We start from the raw sequence: 18,078 nt of genomic DNA on the forward strand, positions 1-18,078 counted from the left end.
TAGCCTAGATATTTCTAGGCTATATTTTTTATGCTTCTTCTGCAGGAAAAACAAATGGATTTAATCCGCTTCGTGCGAAACCTTTTTCTTCCATTTCAATATCTAAGAAAATAGAAGCCAAATCGTCGGCTACAGGCTCTACATGAGGATCTTTTTCTTGGAACATAATTTTCAAGTAACTTTCACAGCTACCACAGGTTTCAGCACGAACAAGTGCAAGTTCTTCATCTAACGACCACATTTCGAGTTTGTCGTGGCTATTACAATTGGTGCATTGTGCGCGTACTAAATTCCATTCACTTTCACATAAATTACAATGTAAGTAGCGTAACCCTTGTGATGTACCAATTTGTACAATACTTGCCACAGGTAAAGAACCACAAACAGGGCAGTGATGTAAATTTTCGGCGTTCTCAACTTGGCTATTATGGGGAATTTGCTGGGCGAGCTGTAGCCAATAAAGAGAAAGTGCAGCCCAAATAAAGACGGCTTTATCACTGCTAACTAAATTAAATTCTTGTGCTAAGAGTTTATTTGCCATTTCTTCTAAGTCGGCAGAGGATGCTTTTTCAAGAAATTCAATTGTCGCAGCGACTTGCTCATTAGCCTTTGGTTTAATTTCATCAAGAATTTCAGTTAAGTATTCGCGCCAGATGCTGTTTCTTTTAAAGGTTTTTGCATTTAGTGGCTTGATATCATTTAGCTGTTCAAACTGTTGTGGCGGTAAAGGATTTTTTTCTAACGTGGAAAGTTGGCTTTCAACTATGTCTGCGGCAAATAATAAATAATCAGATAGAGGATGATTTTGTGCTAAGTCTCTTAAACGTTTTGCTCTGCGTAGGTAAAGATTTTTAGGATTGGCAAATAAAATCGCTGGGGCTTGATATGTATTTGCCACTTGTTTAATTTCTGATTCAGATAAGATTTTGATACTCATATTCTTCTCACTTTTATAATAAAAAGTGCGGTCAATTTTAACCGCACTTTTTTCTTTTTCAGGATTTGAGCTTATTTGCCAAATCCTTTAAATAAGACTTTGGTTTTACCTACTTTTTTGCCAGATTGCTCGTTGAGTAAATCTTCTTCAAGTTTTGATAAAACTTCTTCACGATACCATCTTGGGTGATGTTTTTTCGCCCAACGAACAGTAACCCAACCTTCAACAATACCGCGAATTGATCCTTTAACCCAAAATGCCATATATATATGCACCAAGATACCCGTGAATAACATAAAAGCACTTGCAGAGTGGAGTAAAATAGCAATTCGCAATACTGGGATTGAGAAGTAATGTGAAAAATATTGACGCCACATAATGATGCCAGTGACTAATAAGGTTACCATCGCCAAGTTTAATGTCCAAAAGAGCATTTTTTGACCAAGGTTATATTTACCGTTGTCAGCAACTGCGTGTTCATTCCCTTTAAGCACTTCAACGACACCTTTTGCCCAGCGAATATCGTTTTTTTCTGGAATATTGTGATCCCAGTACAATAACGCTAAGTAGATGAAAGCGAAGAACATTAAAATCCCAGTGAATGGGTGAATGGCGCGCGCAATTTGTGGTGTACCCAAAATTTCTGTGAGCCAAGCAAAGTCAGGGAAGAAAAATGCAACACCAGTGAACATCGTCATAAAAAAGCAAATAACCAACATCCAGTGACTAATACGCGCTGGGGTTCTATGACGGATAACGCGAGTATCGTTGCTAATTTCAATTTTACTCATTGTTTTCCCCCTTAGACGGTTTATTTTCTTCAAATTCGTGATGATGATCTTCTACATCTTCTTCTACATTTGGGCCAACGGTTAAGTAATGTGCAACTTCTGCTAGAGCTAGACCACCCATTGCCACTGCAGCGACTGGTTTCAATACATCTTTCCATAAGGTCACACTCAAATCAATTTGAGGATCTTTTGGAAGACCATTGTAAAGCTCAGGTTTATCTGCGTGATGCAACACATACATTACGTGTGTACCGCCTACACCTGGAGGATCGTAAAGTCCCGCATTTTCATAACCACGAGATTTTAAATCTACAACACGTTGTTCTGCGTAAATTTTCATTTCTTCTTTAGAGCCGAAACGAATCGCACCTGTTGGACAGGTTTTCACGCAAGCTGGTTCTTGTCCAACAGAAACACGATCAACACAAAGGGTGCATTTGTATACACGATTGTCTTCAGGATTCATTCGTGGAATATTGAATGGACAGCCTGCAATACAATAACCACAACCAATACATTTATCGGATTGGAAATCCACAATACCGTTAGCATATTGAATGATTGCACCCGGTGCAGGACAAGCCTTTAAACAACCAGGTTCTGCGCAATGCATACAGCCATCTTTACGAATCAGCCATTCTAAACGATCGTTTTCTTCAACTTCGTTAAAACGCATCACCGTCCACGCTTTTGCATCAAGATCAACTGGATTGTCATAAACCCCAACACATTGTGCATTGACATCAGAGCGAATATCATTCCACTCTGAACAACCCACTTGGCAGGCTTTACATCCGATACAAGTTGAAACATCAATTAATTTTGCGACTTCGACTTTATGATCTCTCGCTTGTGGTGCTGGTGTTAAACCAGATGTTGCGGAGATTTTAATAACGTCTTGCGTTTGAACGCCTTGAGCAGTTCCGGCCATATTATGCCTCCCCAACTTTTTCAATATTTACCAAGAATGTTTTGTATTCTGGTGTTTGCGTGATTGCCTCACCCCAAGATGGTGTTAAGGTATTAGTAGAGAATCCACGGTTACCTTTGCCATTCAATGCCTTCATATTCCAGTGAATTGGAAGACCTATATGGTGTACGACACGTCCATCAATTTCGAGATCTTTAAGACGTTTTGTAACCACGGCAACCGCTTTAATATAGCCACGACGAGAAGTAATTTTTACCATATCGCCTTTTTGGATGCCTTTTTCTGCCGCTAATTTTTCGCCAATTTCCACAAATTGTTGTGGTTGTGCGATGATATTTAATGCGGATTGTGCAGTCCAGCTGTGGAAATGCTCGGTTAAACGATAAGTTGTTGCTACAAATGGATAGTCTTTATTTGAACCAATAAATTCACGATCTTCTTTATAGATACGTAAAGTTGGATCTGTCACTACATTTGGATGAAGTGGGTTTGTATCAATTGGGCTTTCAACTGGTTCATAGTGTTCTGGCATTGGGCCATTTGCAATTTTATCAACGGCAAATAAACGTCCTACGCCTTCTGCGGACATAATGAACGGCCCAGTATCAGAACCTGGTGGTTGCGTGCCGTAGTCAGCAATATCAAACCAGTTCCAGTTTTTACCGTTCCATTTGATTAATTGGCGGTTTTTATCCCAAGGATTACCATTGATATCTAATGATGCACGGCTATAAAGTACGCGGCGGTTTGCAGGCCATGCAAAGCCCCAGCCAATAGTACAACCTAAACCCGATGGATCTGAATTATCGCGATTAGCAGTTTGGTTGCCTTTTTCAGTCCATTGACCAACATATAACCAGTTACCTGATGTTGTTGTACCATCATCACGTAAATGTGCAAATCCATTGAGTAATTGACCTTTCTTGTACATCAAGTTACCGTTTGGATCATAAAGATCTTCAAGTGCATAACCATTTAATTCTTTGGCTAATTCAACCGCACTTGGTGAGTGTGGTTGAGCATAATTCCAAGTCATTGCTTCAAAAGATTTAATGCCTTGACCACCCTCTTTTTTATAAAGTTCGTGCATTTCTTCGCGTAGCATAGAAAGAATATCAACATCAGGTAAGGCTTCTCCCGGTTGATCGCAACCTTTCCAGTGCCATTGAGCCCAGCGACCAGAATTAACGATTGATCCGTCTTCTTCTGCGAAACAAGTAGTTGGTAAACGGAAAACTTCTGTTTGAATTTCCGCAGGATTTACATCATTTGACTCACCAAAATTTCTCCAAAATTCTGATGATTCAGTTTGTAATGGATCCATAACGACTAAGTATTTCAGTTTACTCATACCAGATAACGTTTTATTTTTATTTGGTAGTGCATTTAATACGTTAAAACCTTGTAAAATCCAACCGTGTAATTTGCCTTCATTCATCAATTTAACGTGAGTAATCGGATCATATAAGCGATCTGCTTTTGGTAAGAAATCGAATCCCCAGCCATTTTCCTTAGTGGCATTATCTCCGTAGAAAGTTTTCATCATACTGACAAAGAATTTTGAAGTATGACGATAATAGTTCACTTGGTTTGGAACGATATCTTTTGGTGTAATTGCGTTAATGTATTGATCGTAAGAGGTATCTTTATCGTTTGGCAAACGCATATAACCTGGTAAAGACATTGGCAATAAGCCCATATCTGTCGTACCTTGAACATTGGAGTGTCCACGTAATGCGTTAATACCGCCACCTGGCATCCCCATATTACCTAAAAGTAATTGGATTATCGCCATTGAGCGAATATTTTGTGTACCGATTGAATGCTCTGTAAAACCTAATGCATATAGATGCGTCATCGTTTTATTTGGTACTGATGTCTTACCAATTTCTTCACAGATTTGTAAGAAGAGTTTTTGTTTTACACCTGTAATACGCTCAACCATTTCTGGGGTATAACGAGAAACGTGCTCTTTTAAGATGTTAATGACACAACGAGGATGTTGTAATGTCATATCACGTTTAGCGTGACTATTTTCATCAAATTGGTAGTTCCATTTAGATTTATCGTAGTTACGTTTTTCTTCGTCATACCCTACAAATAAACCATCTTCAAATTTGAAACCTTCATCAATTAAGAATGAAGCATTGGTATAGTGTTTAACATATTCGTGTTGAATTTGATTCGTTTCCAATAGGTAACGGATCACGCCCATTAAGAACGTAATATCAGAACCAGAACGAATTGGTGCGTGTAAATCTGCAACGGATGCTGTACGGTTAAAACGCGGATCAATAACGATGATTTTCGCACCGTTTTTCTTCGCTTCAATTGCCCAACGGAAGCCAACAGGATGAGCTTCTGCAGGGTTACCGCCTTGAACGATGATTAAGTTGGCATTTTTAATATCAACCCAGTTATTTGTCATGGCACCGCGACCAAATGATGGAGCAAGACTTGCTACCGTTGGTCCGTGTCAAGTATTCGCTTGGTTACATACTGGCACCATACCGAGCATTCGAATCCACTTTTGCGTTAATAACGCAGCTTCATTGCTCATTGCTGATGCAGTCATAATTCCTGTCGTTGCCCAACGATTAACCGTTTTTCCACTTGCATCTTTTTCAACAAAGTTGGCATCTCGGTCATCTTTCATTAAACGAGCAATACGTTTAATGGCATCTTTCCAAGAAATTCGTTCCCATTTATCAGAACCGGGTGCACGATATTGAGGATATAAAGAACGGCTTTCACTATTGACATAATCGAGTGCACCAGCACCTTTCGGGCAAAGTGCACCACGACTGACTGGGTGATCTGGATCGCCTTCAATATGAAAGAGTTTTGAACGAGTATTTGTGCCAGTATGGCTACCTAATGAATTGTAAGGTTTGCCTGTGCTATATAACAACATACCGCAACTTACAGCGCAGTATGTACAGGTGTTACGGGATTCAAACGCACGTAATAATTTATATTCGCGTGGTGCAGCTAATACATTTGCTGGAGCAAAGCCCAACATTGCAGCTGACGTTCCCGCCATACCTCCTGCACAGATCTTGAAGAATTTTCTTCTTGAGACCTGCATAATCACTCCTTTCAACAACAAGTTGTTGAGATATTATAGATAGTAATAAAATTCGTTTAGTAGCTAGATTATGTTGATTTCGTTAAAATAACACTCTCTAGTATATAAATCATCGAAAAAACGCTGATTTATTAGGTGGCTAGGATAACGATTTTTTAACGATAAATCCATAATCAAATAATATTAGCTTCAACAAATATTGTGATCTAGATCATAAATATAAAAATAATTTAACAGATTTTTTACATTTAACTGATGGGCAGGTAATAAATGCAGTGCTGGATTCGACAAACTATCAACTTTTTTAGAAAGATAAAAAATACAGAAAAATTGACCGCACTTTTACAACAAAAAGAGGACATACTGGCTGTTGAGATGCCAGTTTCTTTGGTATATAACGGCATTTCTCACGCAGTTATGATGTGTTCCCCAAACAATTTAGAGGATTTTGCTTTAGGCTTTTCTCTAACAGAGGGAATTATCAATCAACCAGAAGATATTTATGGTATTGATCTTGTAGAAGTTTGCAATGGTATTGAAGTGCAAATTGAACTTTCTAGCCGTAAATTTATGGCATTAAAAGAGCATCGTCGTAATCTTACGGGGCGTACTGGTTGTGGTATTTGTGGTACAGAACAATTGAATCAAGTATATAAAACTTTTCCAAAATTAGACTGTACTTTTCAATTTGATTTAAATTTGCTAGATAGTTGTCTTATTGATCTTCAAAAAAATCAATTACTTGGATGTAAAACTGGTGCTACCCATGCTTGTGCATTTTTCGATTTATATGGAAATATGTTAGCTATTTACGAAGATGTAGGTCGCCACGTTGCGTTAGATAAATTGCTTGGTTGGCACGCAAAATTGGGTAAGCCTAGAGGTTTTATTTTAGCCTCCAGTCGAGCGAGTTATGAAATGGTGCAAAAAACAGTGGCTTGCGGGGTGGAGATGTTAGTCACGATTTCCGCCGCAACGGATTTAGCAGTAACAATGGCAGAGAAACATAATTTGACTTTAATTGGTTTTGCTAGGGAAGGAAAAGGAAATATTTATAGTGGGCATCAACGACTTCACAATTAACCCCAATCAAGAGAGTGATTTGAGGTTTTGTTGTTGATTAATTTACCATCCAGCTTGTGACTGCGATAAAAATTGCAAAGATGCAAAACCAAGTTATGTGTAGTTTTGTGCTTTTACGATTGACTTCTTCATTATGTAAGCGTAGAGCTTCTAATCTTTGTTTGTAAATCTCTAGATCTTTTTGTTTGAAAGAAAAACCGCAATTAGGGCAATTTTCTGCATTTTCACTAATCTTTTTTCTGCATTCGGGGCATCTTGTTAAGGACATATTTGCTCTATACCTATTCAATTACTTATTTGTTAGTATTTTAATAGATGTTTTAGATTTTACAAATGTGATACAAGTCACAAATCTTATAAAAATCTTTAAATTCAATTTTTTATTTGACGTAATTTGAAATAGAATACAGCCGCTTGTTTAGGGCATATAAATACCTTTACTTTATTTTTTGAGGAGCCTTCCTATGTTATGGTTTTTCTTTTGTGTAGCCGTGTTGATTATCGGTTACTTTATTTATGGAAAAATTATCGAAAAAATTTTTGTGATTAATCCAAAACGTCAAACACCTGCTTACCAAGTAAATGATGGTGTGGACTATATGCCAATGTCTAAAACGAAAATTTGGCTAATTCAATTATTAAATATTGCGGGAACAGGCCCTATTTTTGGCCCTATTCTTGGTGCATTGTATGGACCTGTTGCAATGCTTTGGATTGTTATTGGTTGTATTTTTGCTGGCGCAGTACACGATTATTTCTGTGGTATGTTAAGTATTCGTCACGGTGGTGCAACAATGCCATATTTGGCGGGTAAGTTTTTAGGTCGTCCCGTTAAAGTCTTTATCAATACATTAGCACTTGTGTTGCTTTTACTTGTCGGTGTTGTGTTTGTGGCAAGCCCAGCTCAATTGATGGGTACCATTACAATGGATGTATTTGGTGCTTCGCAAGGTGCGTTAGTGCTTGGTGATGCAGAGGCAGTTCATCATTCTGTTGAAGCTGGTGGGATTAAAGTATGGGGAATGGATAAAGCAACAGTGGTTGCTGTGTGGACAGCGATTATTTTTGCTTATTATATTCTTGCAACCTTACTTCCAGTTGATAAGATTATTGGTCGAATTTATCCACTCTTTGGTGCGTTATTACTCTTTATGTCAGTTGGTATGGTATACGGATTAGTTGTTTCACATTTTAGTGCAACAGATCCAATTGAGTTTTTCCGTACAATCAATGCTGATGGCGAGGGTTTAACTTGGGCGAAATTTACACAAAATTTCCAAGTGAAAGGTGATGTTCCAATTTGGCCACTTTTATTCTTAACTATCTCTTGTGGCGCATTATCAGGTTTCCACGCAACGCAAACTCCATTAATGGCACGTTGTACAGAAAATGAAAGTGAAGGTCGCTTCATTTTCTACGGTGCAATGATTACTGAGGGGGTAATTGCATTAGTATGGTGTATGGTTGGTCTTGCATTCTATGAAAATCCACAAGCGTTACAAGATGCAATTTCAGCAGGTTCTCCATCTAAAGTTGTGTATGATAGTTCGTTACATTTCTTAGGTTTTATTGGTGGTATTTTTGCCATATTAGGCGTGATTGTTCTTCCTATTACTTCTGGCGATACTGCATTCCGTGCTGCGCGTTTACAGATAGCCGAAATTTTTAATGTTGATCAACGTTCATTACCTAAACGTTTATTAATTGCTGTGCCGTTGTTTGTATTAGGTTATTTTATTTCAACCATTGATTTCAGCGTATTATGGCGTTATTTCACTTGGGCAAACCAAATGACAGCAATGGTAATGTTATGGACTGCAGCGGCATATTTATATCGTTATCATAAATTCCACTGGGTTGCGTCTCTTCCTGCGTGGTTTATCACAACAGTATGTACAACTTATTTGTTCTACAACAAAATTGGTTTCGGCTTAGATTATCAGCTTTCTGTGTATCTTGGTTTAGCAACAACCATCGTTTGTATCGTATTGTTCTTCACAATGCTTAAACCATTAGGTACGCGAGATGAAGAAGCTTATATAAATAATTAGTCAATAAAATTTGATGAAAAAAGCCGTTTGAATTGTTTATTCAAACGGCTTTTTTATTTCGATAAAAATCAGTTGCTTTAATGTGGAATTACTTGCAAGTTGAGCGAACAAATTATAAACTTGCTAGAAGTGGAGAAAAGTGGTGTTTTGTGGAGATTTTTAGAGATTTTCTAAAAATAAGTTCAATTTTTAAGGTGTAATATGTTTCGTGGTGCAACGGCGGTTAATTTAGATTCTAAGGGACGTGTAGCGATCCCAACTCGCTATCGCGCTGAAATTCTTGAAAAGAACCAAGGGCAAATGGTTTGTACTGTAGATATTCGCCAATCCTGTCTTTTACTTTATCCCCTTGATGAATGGGAAAAAATCGAACAAAAACTTCTCGCACTTTCTAACTTTGATCCTACCCAACGTCGTTTGCAAAGAGTAATGCTTGGCCATGCCACTGAATGTGAGATGGATTCTCAAGGCCGTATTTTACTTGGTAGCTTGTTACGCCAACACGCAAAATTAGAAAAAGGTTTAATGTTGGTAGGGCAACTTAATAAATTTGAAATTTGGAGCGATGTAGAATGGCATACTCAAATTGCAGAGGATATAGAAATTGGCTCCAGCGCAGATTTTGCTGTTGATGCGTTAAATGATTTCTCATTATAGAAAATAATGTAGTACTTTTATCTTAAATTTATGAATAGCGAAAATTCTTTTTCTTCATCTGAACATATTACAGTTTTACTTCACGAAGCCGTGAATGGCTTAGCATTGAAGGAGAATGGCATTTATATTGATGGTACTTTTGGGCGTGGGGGGCATTCTCGGCTTATCCTTTCTCAACTTTCCTCTAATGGTCGTTTGATTGCTGTAGATCGCGATCCTCATGCTATTGCAGAAGCACAAAAAATTCAAGATTCACGTTTTCAGATTGAACATAACAGCTTTTCTCATATTCCTGAAATTTGTGACAAATTAAATTTAGTGGGCAAAATTGACGGTATTTTGCTTGATCTTGGTGTGTCTTCCCCTCAACTTGACGAAGCGGAACGTGGTTTTAGTTTTATGAAAGATGGGCCGCTTGATATGCGTATGGATACAACTCAAGGTTTATCTGCCGAAGAATGGTTAAAACAAGTGTCCATTGAGGATTTAACTTGGGTGTTGAAAACTTTTGGCGAAGAGCGTTTTGCTAAACGTATTGCCACCGCTATTGTTGATTACAACAAAAGTGCGGTAAAAAATGGCACAGAATTTTTATCACGTACTAGTCAATTGGCGGAGCTTATTTCACAGGCAGTTCCTTTTAAAGATAAATATAAACATCCTGCGACGCGTAGTTTCCAAGCCATTCGTATTTTTATTAATTCGGAATTAGATGAATTAGAAAGTCTGCTTAATTCTGCGTTAGATATGTTAGCACCAGAAGGGCGTTTATCAATTATAAGTTTCCATTCTTTAGAAGATAGAATGGTGAAACATTTTATGAAAAAACAAAGTAAGGGCGAGGATATTCCTAAAGGTTTACCGTTGCGAGAAGATCAAATTCAGCGTAATCAAAAATTAAGAATTATTGGTAAAGCCATTCAGCCAAGTGATGTAGAAATTCAAGCAAATCCTCGTTCAAGAAGTGCAGTATTGCGTGTCGCGGAGAGAATTTAGCGATGTCTGAAAATAATAAGCCTCGTTATCCGTTACAGCAAATTTTAGTCGAAGATTTATTTTCTTCAAATAAATTAGTGGTGTTGCTGTTAATGGGGATTTTAGTTTCTGCAATGGGAACGATTTGGATAACCCATAAAACTCGCCAACTAATTTCTGAAAATGGAATGTTAATTTTACAGCGTCAAGCACTTGAGAATGAATACCGTAATTTACAAGTGCAGGAAGCTACGGAAGGGGATAGTACGCGTGTAGAATCTATTGCGATTAGTACATTAAAAATGAAAGTTGTTTCTTCAGAGCAAGAAGTTGAAATTAGAGAATAATAGGTAAAAAAGATGGTGAAATTTAATTCCCCGCGTAAATCAGGTAAGTCGAAAAAAACAATTAGAAAATTGACTGCACCTGAAACTGTAAAGCAAAACAAACCTCAAAAGCTGTTTGAAAAATGCTTTATGCGTGGACGTTATATGCTTTCGACGGTTCTTATTTTACTCGGTCTGTGCGCTTTAGTCGCGCGAGCAGCTTATGTTCAATCTATTAATGCCGATACGTTATCGAGTGAAGCGGATAAGCGTTCTTTGCGTAAAGATGAAGTATTATCTGTGCGTGGTTCTATTTTAGATCGTAATGGTCAGCTTTTATCTGTAAGCGTGCCGATGAGCGCGATTGTGGCAGATCCAAAAACGATGTTGAAGGAAAATTCGATTGCGGATAAAGAACGAATTTCAGCTTTAGCCCAAGAATTAGGTATGACCGAAAATGATTTAGTGAAAAAAATTGAGAAAAATGCTAAATCTGGTTATTTGTATTTAGCGCGTCAAGTTGAATCAAATAAAGCTAACTATATTCGTAGATTAAAAATTAAGGGAATCATTTTAGAAACTGAGCATCGTCGTTTTTATCCTCGTGTAGAAGAAGCTGCACACGTGGTGGGTTATACGGATATTGATGGAAATGGTATTGAAGGCATTGAGAAAAGTTTTAATTCAATACTTGTTGGTAAAGATGGCTCACGTACTGTTCGTAAAGATAAACGTGGAAATATTGTTGAACATATCTCCGATGAGAAAAAATATGATGCACAAGATGTTACCTTAAGTATCGATGAAAAATTGCAATCTATGGTGTATCGTGAGATTAAAAAGGCGGTGGCTGAGAATAATGCTGAGTCTGGTACTGCGGTGTTAGTTGATGTTCGAACAGGGGAAGTGTTAGCTATGGCGACTGCGCCCTCTTATAATCCAAACAACCGTGTCGGCGTAAAATCAGAGTTAATGCGTAACCGCGCAATCACCGATACGTTTGAGCCAGGTTCTACGGTAAAACCTTTCGTTGTTTTAACCGCACTTCAACGAGGTGTCGTTAAACGAGATGAAATTATTAATACCACGTCCTTTAAATTAAGCGGTAAAGAAATTGTGGATGTTGCACCACGTGCTCAACAAACTTTAGACGAGATTTTAATGAACTCTAGTAACCGTGGTGTAAGTCGTCTTGCATTGCGTATGCCACCTAGTGCATTAATGGAAACTTATCAAAATGCAGGTTTAAGTAAACCGACAGATTTAGGTTTGATCGGCGAACAAGTTGGGATTTTGAATGCAAATCGTAAACGCTGGGCAGATATTGAACGTGCAACAGTTGCTTATGGTTATGGTATTACTGCGACACCTTTACAAATTGCTCGTGCCTATGCAACTCTTGGTAGTTTTGGTGTTTATCGCCCGCTTTCTATCACTAAAGTTGATCCGCCAGTTATTGGGAAACGCGTTTTCTCTGAAAAAATAACTAAAGATATTGTGGGGATTTTAGAGAAAGTAGCAATTAAAAATAAACGCGCAATGGTGGAAGGTTACCGTGTTGGCGTGAAAACAGGTACAGCACGTAAGATTGAAAATGGACATTATGTAAATAAATATGTGGCATTTACTGCGGGTATTGCACCAATTAGTGACCCTCGTTATGCCTTAGTGATTTTGATCAATGATCCAAAAGCAGGCGAATATTATGGTGGTGCGGTTTCTGCCCCTGTATTCTCTAGCATTATGGGCTATGCGTTACGTGCAAATGCTATTCCGCAAGATGCTGAAGCAGCTGAAAACACAACAACGAAAACTACAAAACGTATTGTTTATATTGGCGATCACAAGAATCAAAAAGTGAATTAAGGAAAAATTATGAAAAAACTCACCGCACTTTTTAATTTGCCTGAATTAAAGAATGATATAGAACTCCATCATATGGTGTTAGATAGCCGTAAGGTTAAAGCTGGCGATCTTTTTGTGGCGATAAAAGGTCATCAGGTGGATGGAAATCAATTTATTGATTCTGCTATTCATTCTGGTGCGAGTGCGGTGGTGTCTGAGACAGAATTATCTAGCGAGCATTTAACTGTCGCATTTATTGGGAATGTTCCCGTAGTGAAATATTATCAACTTGCACGTCATCTTTCGTCCTTAGCTGATGTTTTTTATGATTCGCCCTCTAAAAATTTAACCCTTGTTGGTGTAACAGGGACAAATGGCAAAACCACTATTTCTCAATTATTAGTGCAATGGGCGGAATTATTAGGTCATCGTTCGGCAGTGATGGGAACCATTGGTAATGGGCTTTTAGGTCAAGTTATAGAAGCTAAAAATACAACTGGTTCAGCAGTGGAAATTCAATCGTCCCTTTCAAATTTCAAGCAAGCAGGCGCAGATTTTTCCTCTATTGAAGTTTCATCACACGGTTTGGCGCAGCATCGTGTAGAAGCCTTGCATTTTAAAGCAGCAATTTTCACGAATTTAACCCGTGATCATCTAGATTATCATCAATCTATGGAAAATTATGCTGCGGCGAAGAAACGCTTGTTTACTGAATTAGATACCCAAATTAAAGTGATTAATGCTGATGATGAAATTGGACACCAATGGCTAACTGAATTACCTGATGCTATTGCCGTAAGTATGAATGCGGATTTTAAAGTAGGTTCACATCAATGGATGAAAGCAATAAATATCCATTATCATTTTAAAGGTGCAGATATTACTTTTGAATCTAGCTGGGGTAATGGCGTTTTGCATAGCCCATTAATTGGTGCTTTTAATGTAAGTAATTTATTATTAGTAATGACCACGTTGTTATCGTTTGGTTACCCATTGGAAAATTTACTCGCTACGGCGAAATCTTTAAAAGGAGTATGTGGAAGAATGGAAATGATTCAATATCCAAATAAACCAACCGTTATTGTAGATTATGCGCATACACCAGATGCGTTAGAAAAAGCGTTGATTGCTGCGCGTGAACATTGCCAAGGCGAATTATGGTGCATCTTTGGTTGTGGCGGAGACCGTGATAGAGGCAAACGTCCGTTAATGGCACAGGTTGCAGAGCAGTTTGCTGAAAAGATTATTGTGACAAAAGATAATCCACGAACAGAATCACAAAACCAAATTGAAGCAGATATTGTCGCAGGCTTTAAAAATATGGAAAAGGTGGGGATTATTCCTGATCGTGCACAGGCAATCCAGTTTGCGATTGAAAGTGCGGTAGAAAATGATGTGATTTTAATTGCTGGAAAGGGGCACGAACATTATCAAATTATTGGTTCGGAAGTTGTGCATTTTTCCGACCAAGAAATTGCACTTGATTTCTTAAAATAATCATCACTCAATTATGATTAAACTCTCTACTGTACAACTTGCACAGATTCTTCAAGCTAAATTAATTGGCGATGAAAATGTGCAAGTTGAAGAAATTAATACAGATACTCGAAAAAGCATATCAAATAGCTTATTTTTTGCTTTGAAAGGCGAAAAATTTGATGCTCATCAATATCTTGAACAAGCGGTAGCACAAGGTGCGCTCGCACTTGTTGTTCAGCAAGAAAATTCTTCCATTTCTATTCCACAACTTGTGGTTAAAGATACTCGTATTGCTTTGGGCGAGCTTGCAAAATGGTTACGCGAGAAAATTAATCCGCGTATTGTGGCGATGACAGGCTCTTCTGGTAAAACTACGGTAAAAGAAATGACCGCAAGTATTTTGCAGCATACTGCTGGTAATCCAGAGGCGGTACTTTTTACTAATGGTAATTTCAATAACGACATTGGTGTGCCTTTAACCCTGCTGCACTTAACAGAAAAGCATCGTTTTGCTGTGATTGAACTTGGTGCTAATCATCAAAATGAAATCAATTACACCACAAAATTAGTTCAACCTAATGCCGCATTGATTAATAATATTGCACCCGCACATTTAGAGGGGTTTGGTTCTTTAGCGGGGGTTGTTCAAGCAAAAGGCGAGATTTATCGAGGTTTAACAAAAAATGGTGTAGCGATTATCAATGCTGAACATAATCACTTAGCTATTTGGCAAAAAGAAATCAGCAATCACGCCATTCAATATTTCAACGGCAAGGATTATTCTGTCAAAAATGTTCAAGGTAACGAACAAGGTTCAACCTTTACGTTAGTTTCTCCGCAAGGCGAAATTGATATTAGTTTTCCTTATCTTGGAGAGCATAATGTAAAAAATGCTTTAGCTGCTACCGCACTAGCGATGAATGTTGGTGCTACGCTTGCCGATGTCAAAGCTGGATTAGAACAACGTTCACAAGTGAAAGGACGTTTATTCCCTATTCAAGTAACGCCTAATTTATTATTGTTAGATGATACTTATAACGCAAATAAAGATTCTCTCTGTGCGGCGATTGATGTCCTAAAAAGTTATGATGCTTTCCGTATTCTATGTGTCGCAGATATGAAAGAATTGGGCGATAATTCTCTCGCTATTCATCGTGAAGTTGGACAATATGTTAAATCGTCAAATTTAGATTTAGTTTGTTCTTATGGCAATGAAAGTGCGGTCATTTCTGAGGCTGTTTTGGGTAAGCATTTTACGGATAAAACTGAAATGGTGGATTTTTTAGTTCCACTTATTGAAAACCAATTACAACAAAATAAAAAAGTCGTGGTGCTAGGAAAAGGCTCACGCTCAATGAAAATGGAAGATGTGATCTATTCATTAAAGGATAAAATTAAATGTTAGTCTGGCTTGCTGAATATCTTGTTCGTTACGAAACCGCCTTTAATGCGATTTCTTATATTACCGTCCGTGCAATTCTTGCATTATTAACTGCACTTTTTATCTCCCTCTGGATTGGCCCTAAAGTGATCAAACGTTTGCAGATCTTAAAATTTGGTCAAGAAGTGCGAAATGATGGCCCTGAAAGTCACTTTGCAAAAAAAGGCACACCTACTATGGGCGGTGTGATGATTTTATTCTCTATTGGCGTAAGTACGTTATTATGGGCAAATCTTGCGAATCCGTATATTTGGGTTTGCTTATTTGTATTATTTGGATATGGCGCAATTGGTTTTGTGGATGATTTCCGTAAAATTACCCGTAAAAATACAGATGGTTTAATTGCTCGTTGGAAATATTTCTGGATGTCTGTGGTGGCATTAGTGGCAATCCTTTGGCTTTATTGGCTTGGTCACGACACCGATGCAACCCGTTTAGTGATTCCATTCTTTAAAGATATTATGCCTCAATTAGGTTTGTTCTATATCGTATTGTCCTACTTTGTGATTGTTGGCACAGGTAATGCAGTGAATTTAACCGATGGTTTAGATGGATTAGCGATTATGCCAACAGCACTTGTTGCAGGTGCGTTTGCTTTAATTGCTTGGGCTACAGGTAACGTGAATTTCGCAGAATATTTGCATATTCCGTATATTAAATACAGTTCCGAAGTGGTGGTGTTCTGTACAGCTATTGTTGGCGCGAGTTTGGGATTCTTATGGTTTAATACTTATCCTGCTCAAGTATTTATGGGAGACGTGGGTTCTCTTGCATTAGGTGGTGCGCTGGGTGTCGTAGCAATTCTTGTTCGTCAGGAATTTTTGCTTGTGATAATGGGTGGCGTATTTGTTGTTGAAGCACTCTCTGTTATTTTGCAAGTGGGTTCTTATAAGTTACGCAAACAACGCATTTTTAGAATGGCACCGATTCATCATCATTTTGAATTGAAAGGATGGCCAGAACCAAGAGTGATTATTCGGTTTTGGATTATTTCCTTAATGTTAGTGTTGATGGGATTAGTCACCTTGAAGTTGCGTTAATAAATGTTGTGAGGTTCGCTCTTTCAGTTTTTGAAAGAGCGAGCTTTTTACGTTATAAATTGATATTCCCATCAGCAAAATTTAAAACTTATAGTAATTAAGAAGAAATAAAATGAACGCCTATCAAAACAAAAATATTACGATCATTGGGCTTGGCAAAACAGGTCTTTCTTGTGTGGATTATCTCTTATCCCAACAGGCTAATATTCGTGTGATTGATACCCGAAAAAATCCTACTGGTATTGATAAACTTCCTAAAAATATCCCTCTTCATACTGGTAGTTTAAATCAGGAATGGTTACTTGAAAGCGATATGATTGTTATTAGCCCAGGACTTGCGGTAAAAACACCAGAAATTCAAACCGCACTTAAAGCGGGAGTGGAAGTAATAGGCGACATTGAATTATTCTGCCGTGCGGCGACAAAGCCAATTGTGGGGATTACAGGTTCAAATGGAAAAAGTACTGTAACGACTTTAGTTTATGAAATGGCGAAAGCTGCTGGCGTAAAAGTTGGTATGGGTGGAAATATTGGCATTCCCGCTTTGTCATTGTTGAATGAAGATTGTGAACTTTATGTATTAGAGCTTTCTAGTTTTCAACTTGAAACAACTTACAGCTTAAAAGCTGCGGCTGCAACTGTTTTGAACGTGACTGAAGATCATATGGATCGCTATGTAGATTTAGAAGATTATCGCCAAGCAAAATTACGTATTTATCATAATGCTGAGGTCGGAGTTTTAAATAATGAGGATAAGCTGACTTTTGGTGAAGGCGAAAATCAAGCGAAACAAATTGTTTCTTTTGCAGAAAATGGTGCGGATTTTTGGCTAAAAACGGAAAACGGCAAGCAATACTTAATGGCAAAAGATGAAGTGATTTTACCTTGTGAAGAAGCCACATTGGTGGGTCGCCATAATTATATGAACATTTTGGCAGCAACAGCATTGGCACAAGCTGTCGGTATTAATTTAGATGCAATTCGTACCGCACTTCGTCATTTCAAAGGATTAGATCATCGTTTTCAATTAGCGCATCAAGCCAATGGCATTCGTTGGATTAATGATTCTAAAGCGACAAATGTAGGCAGCACTGTTGCCGCATTGGCTGGGCTTTATGTTGAGGGTAAATTGCATTTGTTGTTAGGTGGAGATGGAAAAGGGGCTGATTTTTCAGAATTGGCTGCATTAATTAATCAACCACACATTATTTGTTATTGTTTTGGTCGAGATGGTGCGCAGCTTGCAAAACTTTCATCACAAAGCTATTTGTTTGAAACAATGGAACAAGCCATCGCGTTTTTACGTCCAACATTGCAAAGCGGAGATATGGTATTATTGTCGCCTGCTTGTGCAAGTCTCGATCAGTTTACTTCTTTTGAAAAGCGCGGCGAAGAATTTACGCGTTTAGCTCAATGTTTAACCTAATTTAGTCA

The 18,078-nt window shown here is 38.0% G+C and carries 15 protein-coding genes; 10 read left to right on the forward strand and 5 right to left on the reverse strand.

Annotation, left to right across the window (positions count from 1 at the left end):
- Positions 1–28: 28 nt before the first annotated feature.
- From fdhE to fdnG, 4 genes are all read right to left on the reverse strand, one after another.
- Positions 29–937, reverse strand: coding sequence for a formate dehydrogenase accessory protein FdhE (gene fdhE, locus DQN24_RS04735; protein WP_021035496.1), 909 nt, complete (start codon positions 935–937; stop codon positions 29–31).
- Between the two features lie 71 nt (positions 938–1,008).
- Positions 1,009–1,728, reverse strand: a complete 720-nt coding sequence (locus tag DQN24_RS04740; RefSeq protein ID WP_005649889.1) for a formate dehydrogenase subunit gamma — start codon at positions 1,726–1,728, stop codon at positions 1,009–1,011.
- Positions 1,721–2,659, reverse strand: a complete 939-nt coding sequence (gene fdxH, locus DQN24_RS04745; RefSeq protein ID WP_005668036.1) for a formate dehydrogenase subunit beta — start codon at positions 2,657–2,659, stop codon at positions 1,721–1,723. The genes DQN24_RS04740 and fdxH overlap by 8 nt, the downstream gene beginning before the upstream one ends.
- A gap of 1 nt (position 2,660) precedes the next feature.
- Entirely contained in the window at positions 2,661–5,747 is a 3,087-nt protein-coding gene (gene fdnG, locus DQN24_RS04750) for a formate dehydrogenase-N subunit alpha (RefSeq protein ID WP_143413987.1), read from the reverse strand.
- Between the two features lie 270 nt (positions 5,748–6,017).
- Between fdnG and fdhD the strand changes: the two genes are divergently transcribed.
- On the forward strand, positions 6,018–6,830 hold the full coding sequence (gene fdhD / locus DQN24_RS04760) for a formate dehydrogenase accessory sulfurtransferase FdhD (RefSeq protein WP_021035493.1): 813 nt from the start codon (positions 6,018–6,020) through the stop codon (positions 6,828–6,830).
- 37 nt (positions 6,831–6,867) lie between these two features.
- Here fdhD and DQN24_RS04765 read toward each other — a convergent pair whose 3' ends face one another.
- A complete protein-coding gene (locus DQN24_RS04765; protein WP_111695461.1) occupies positions 6,868–7,098 on the reverse strand; it encodes a zinc ribbon domain-containing protein in 231 nt (76 codons plus the stop codon).
- A gap of 196 nt (positions 7,099–7,294) precedes the next feature.
- On the opposite strand from DQN24_RS04765, the gene DQN24_RS04770 reads away from it, so the two are divergent.
- From DQN24_RS04770 to murD, 9 genes are all read left to right on the forward strand, one after another.
- The gene (locus tag DQN24_RS04770) at positions 7,295–8,881 is read left to right on the forward strand and encodes a carbon starvation protein A (RefSeq protein WP_021035491.1); all 1,587 of its coding nucleotides are present in this window, start codon (positions 7,295–7,297) and stop codon (positions 8,879–8,881) included.
- Positions 8,882–9,082: 201 nt separating this feature from the next.
- Positions 9,083–9,538, forward strand: coding sequence for a division/cell wall cluster transcriptional repressor MraZ (mraZ, locus tag DQN24_RS04775; RefSeq protein ID WP_050847212.1), 456 nt, complete (start codon positions 9,083–9,085; stop codon positions 9,536–9,538).
- A gap of 30 nt (positions 9,539–9,568) precedes the next feature.
- Positions 9,569–10,534: a 16S rRNA (cytosine(1402)-N(4))-methyltransferase RsmH gene (gene rsmH, locus DQN24_RS04780; RefSeq protein ID WP_111695462.1), complete on the forward strand. Its 966-nt coding sequence runs from the start codon at positions 9,569–9,571 to the stop codon at positions 10,532–10,534.
- Between the two features lie 2 nt (positions 10,535–10,536).
- Complete coding sequence (gene ftsL, locus DQN24_RS04785; protein ID WP_050838306.1) at positions 10,537–10,860, forward strand: cell division protein FtsL; 324 nt, start codon at positions 10,537–10,539, stop codon at positions 10,858–10,860.
- Between the two features lie 12 nt (positions 10,861–10,872).
- On the forward strand, positions 10,873–12,705 hold the full coding sequence (locus DQN24_RS04790) for a penicillin-binding transpeptidase domain-containing protein (protein ID WP_111695463.1): 1,833 nt from the start codon (positions 10,873–10,875) through the stop codon (positions 12,703–12,705).
- Positions 12,706–12,714: 9 nt separating this feature from the next.
- Complete coding sequence (gene murE, locus DQN24_RS04795) at positions 12,715–14,181, forward strand: UDP-N-acetylmuramoyl-L-alanyl-D-glutamate--2,6-diaminopimelate ligase (RefSeq protein ID WP_111695464.1); 1,467 nt, start codon at positions 12,715–12,717, stop codon at positions 14,179–14,181.
- A 13-nt stretch (positions 14,182–14,194) separates the two neighbouring features.
- Positions 14,195–15,568, forward strand: a complete 1,374-nt coding sequence (murF, locus tag DQN24_RS04800; protein WP_111695465.1) for a UDP-N-acetylmuramoyl-tripeptide--D-alanyl-D-alanine ligase — start codon at positions 14,195–14,197, stop codon at positions 15,566–15,568.
- Complete coding sequence (gene mraY, locus DQN24_RS04805; RefSeq protein ID WP_005651824.1) at positions 15,562–16,644, forward strand: phospho-N-acetylmuramoyl-pentapeptide-transferase; 1,083 nt, start codon at positions 15,562–15,564, stop codon at positions 16,642–16,644. The genes murF and mraY overlap by 7 nt, the downstream gene beginning before the upstream one ends.
- 112 nt (positions 16,645–16,756) lie before the next feature.
- The gene (gene murD / locus DQN24_RS04810) at positions 16,757–18,070 is read left to right on the forward strand and encodes a UDP-N-acetylmuramoyl-L-alanine--D-glutamate ligase (RefSeq protein ID WP_111695466.1); all 1,314 of its coding nucleotides are present in this window, start codon (positions 16,757–16,759) and stop codon (positions 18,068–18,070) included.
- Positions 18,071–18,078: the final 8 nt, after the last annotated feature.

The sequence above is a fragment of the Haemophilus influenzae genome (assembly GCF_900475755.1).
Lineage (GTDB): Bacteria > Pseudomonadota > Gammaproteobacteria > Enterobacterales > Pasteurellaceae > Haemophilus > Haemophilus influenzae_D.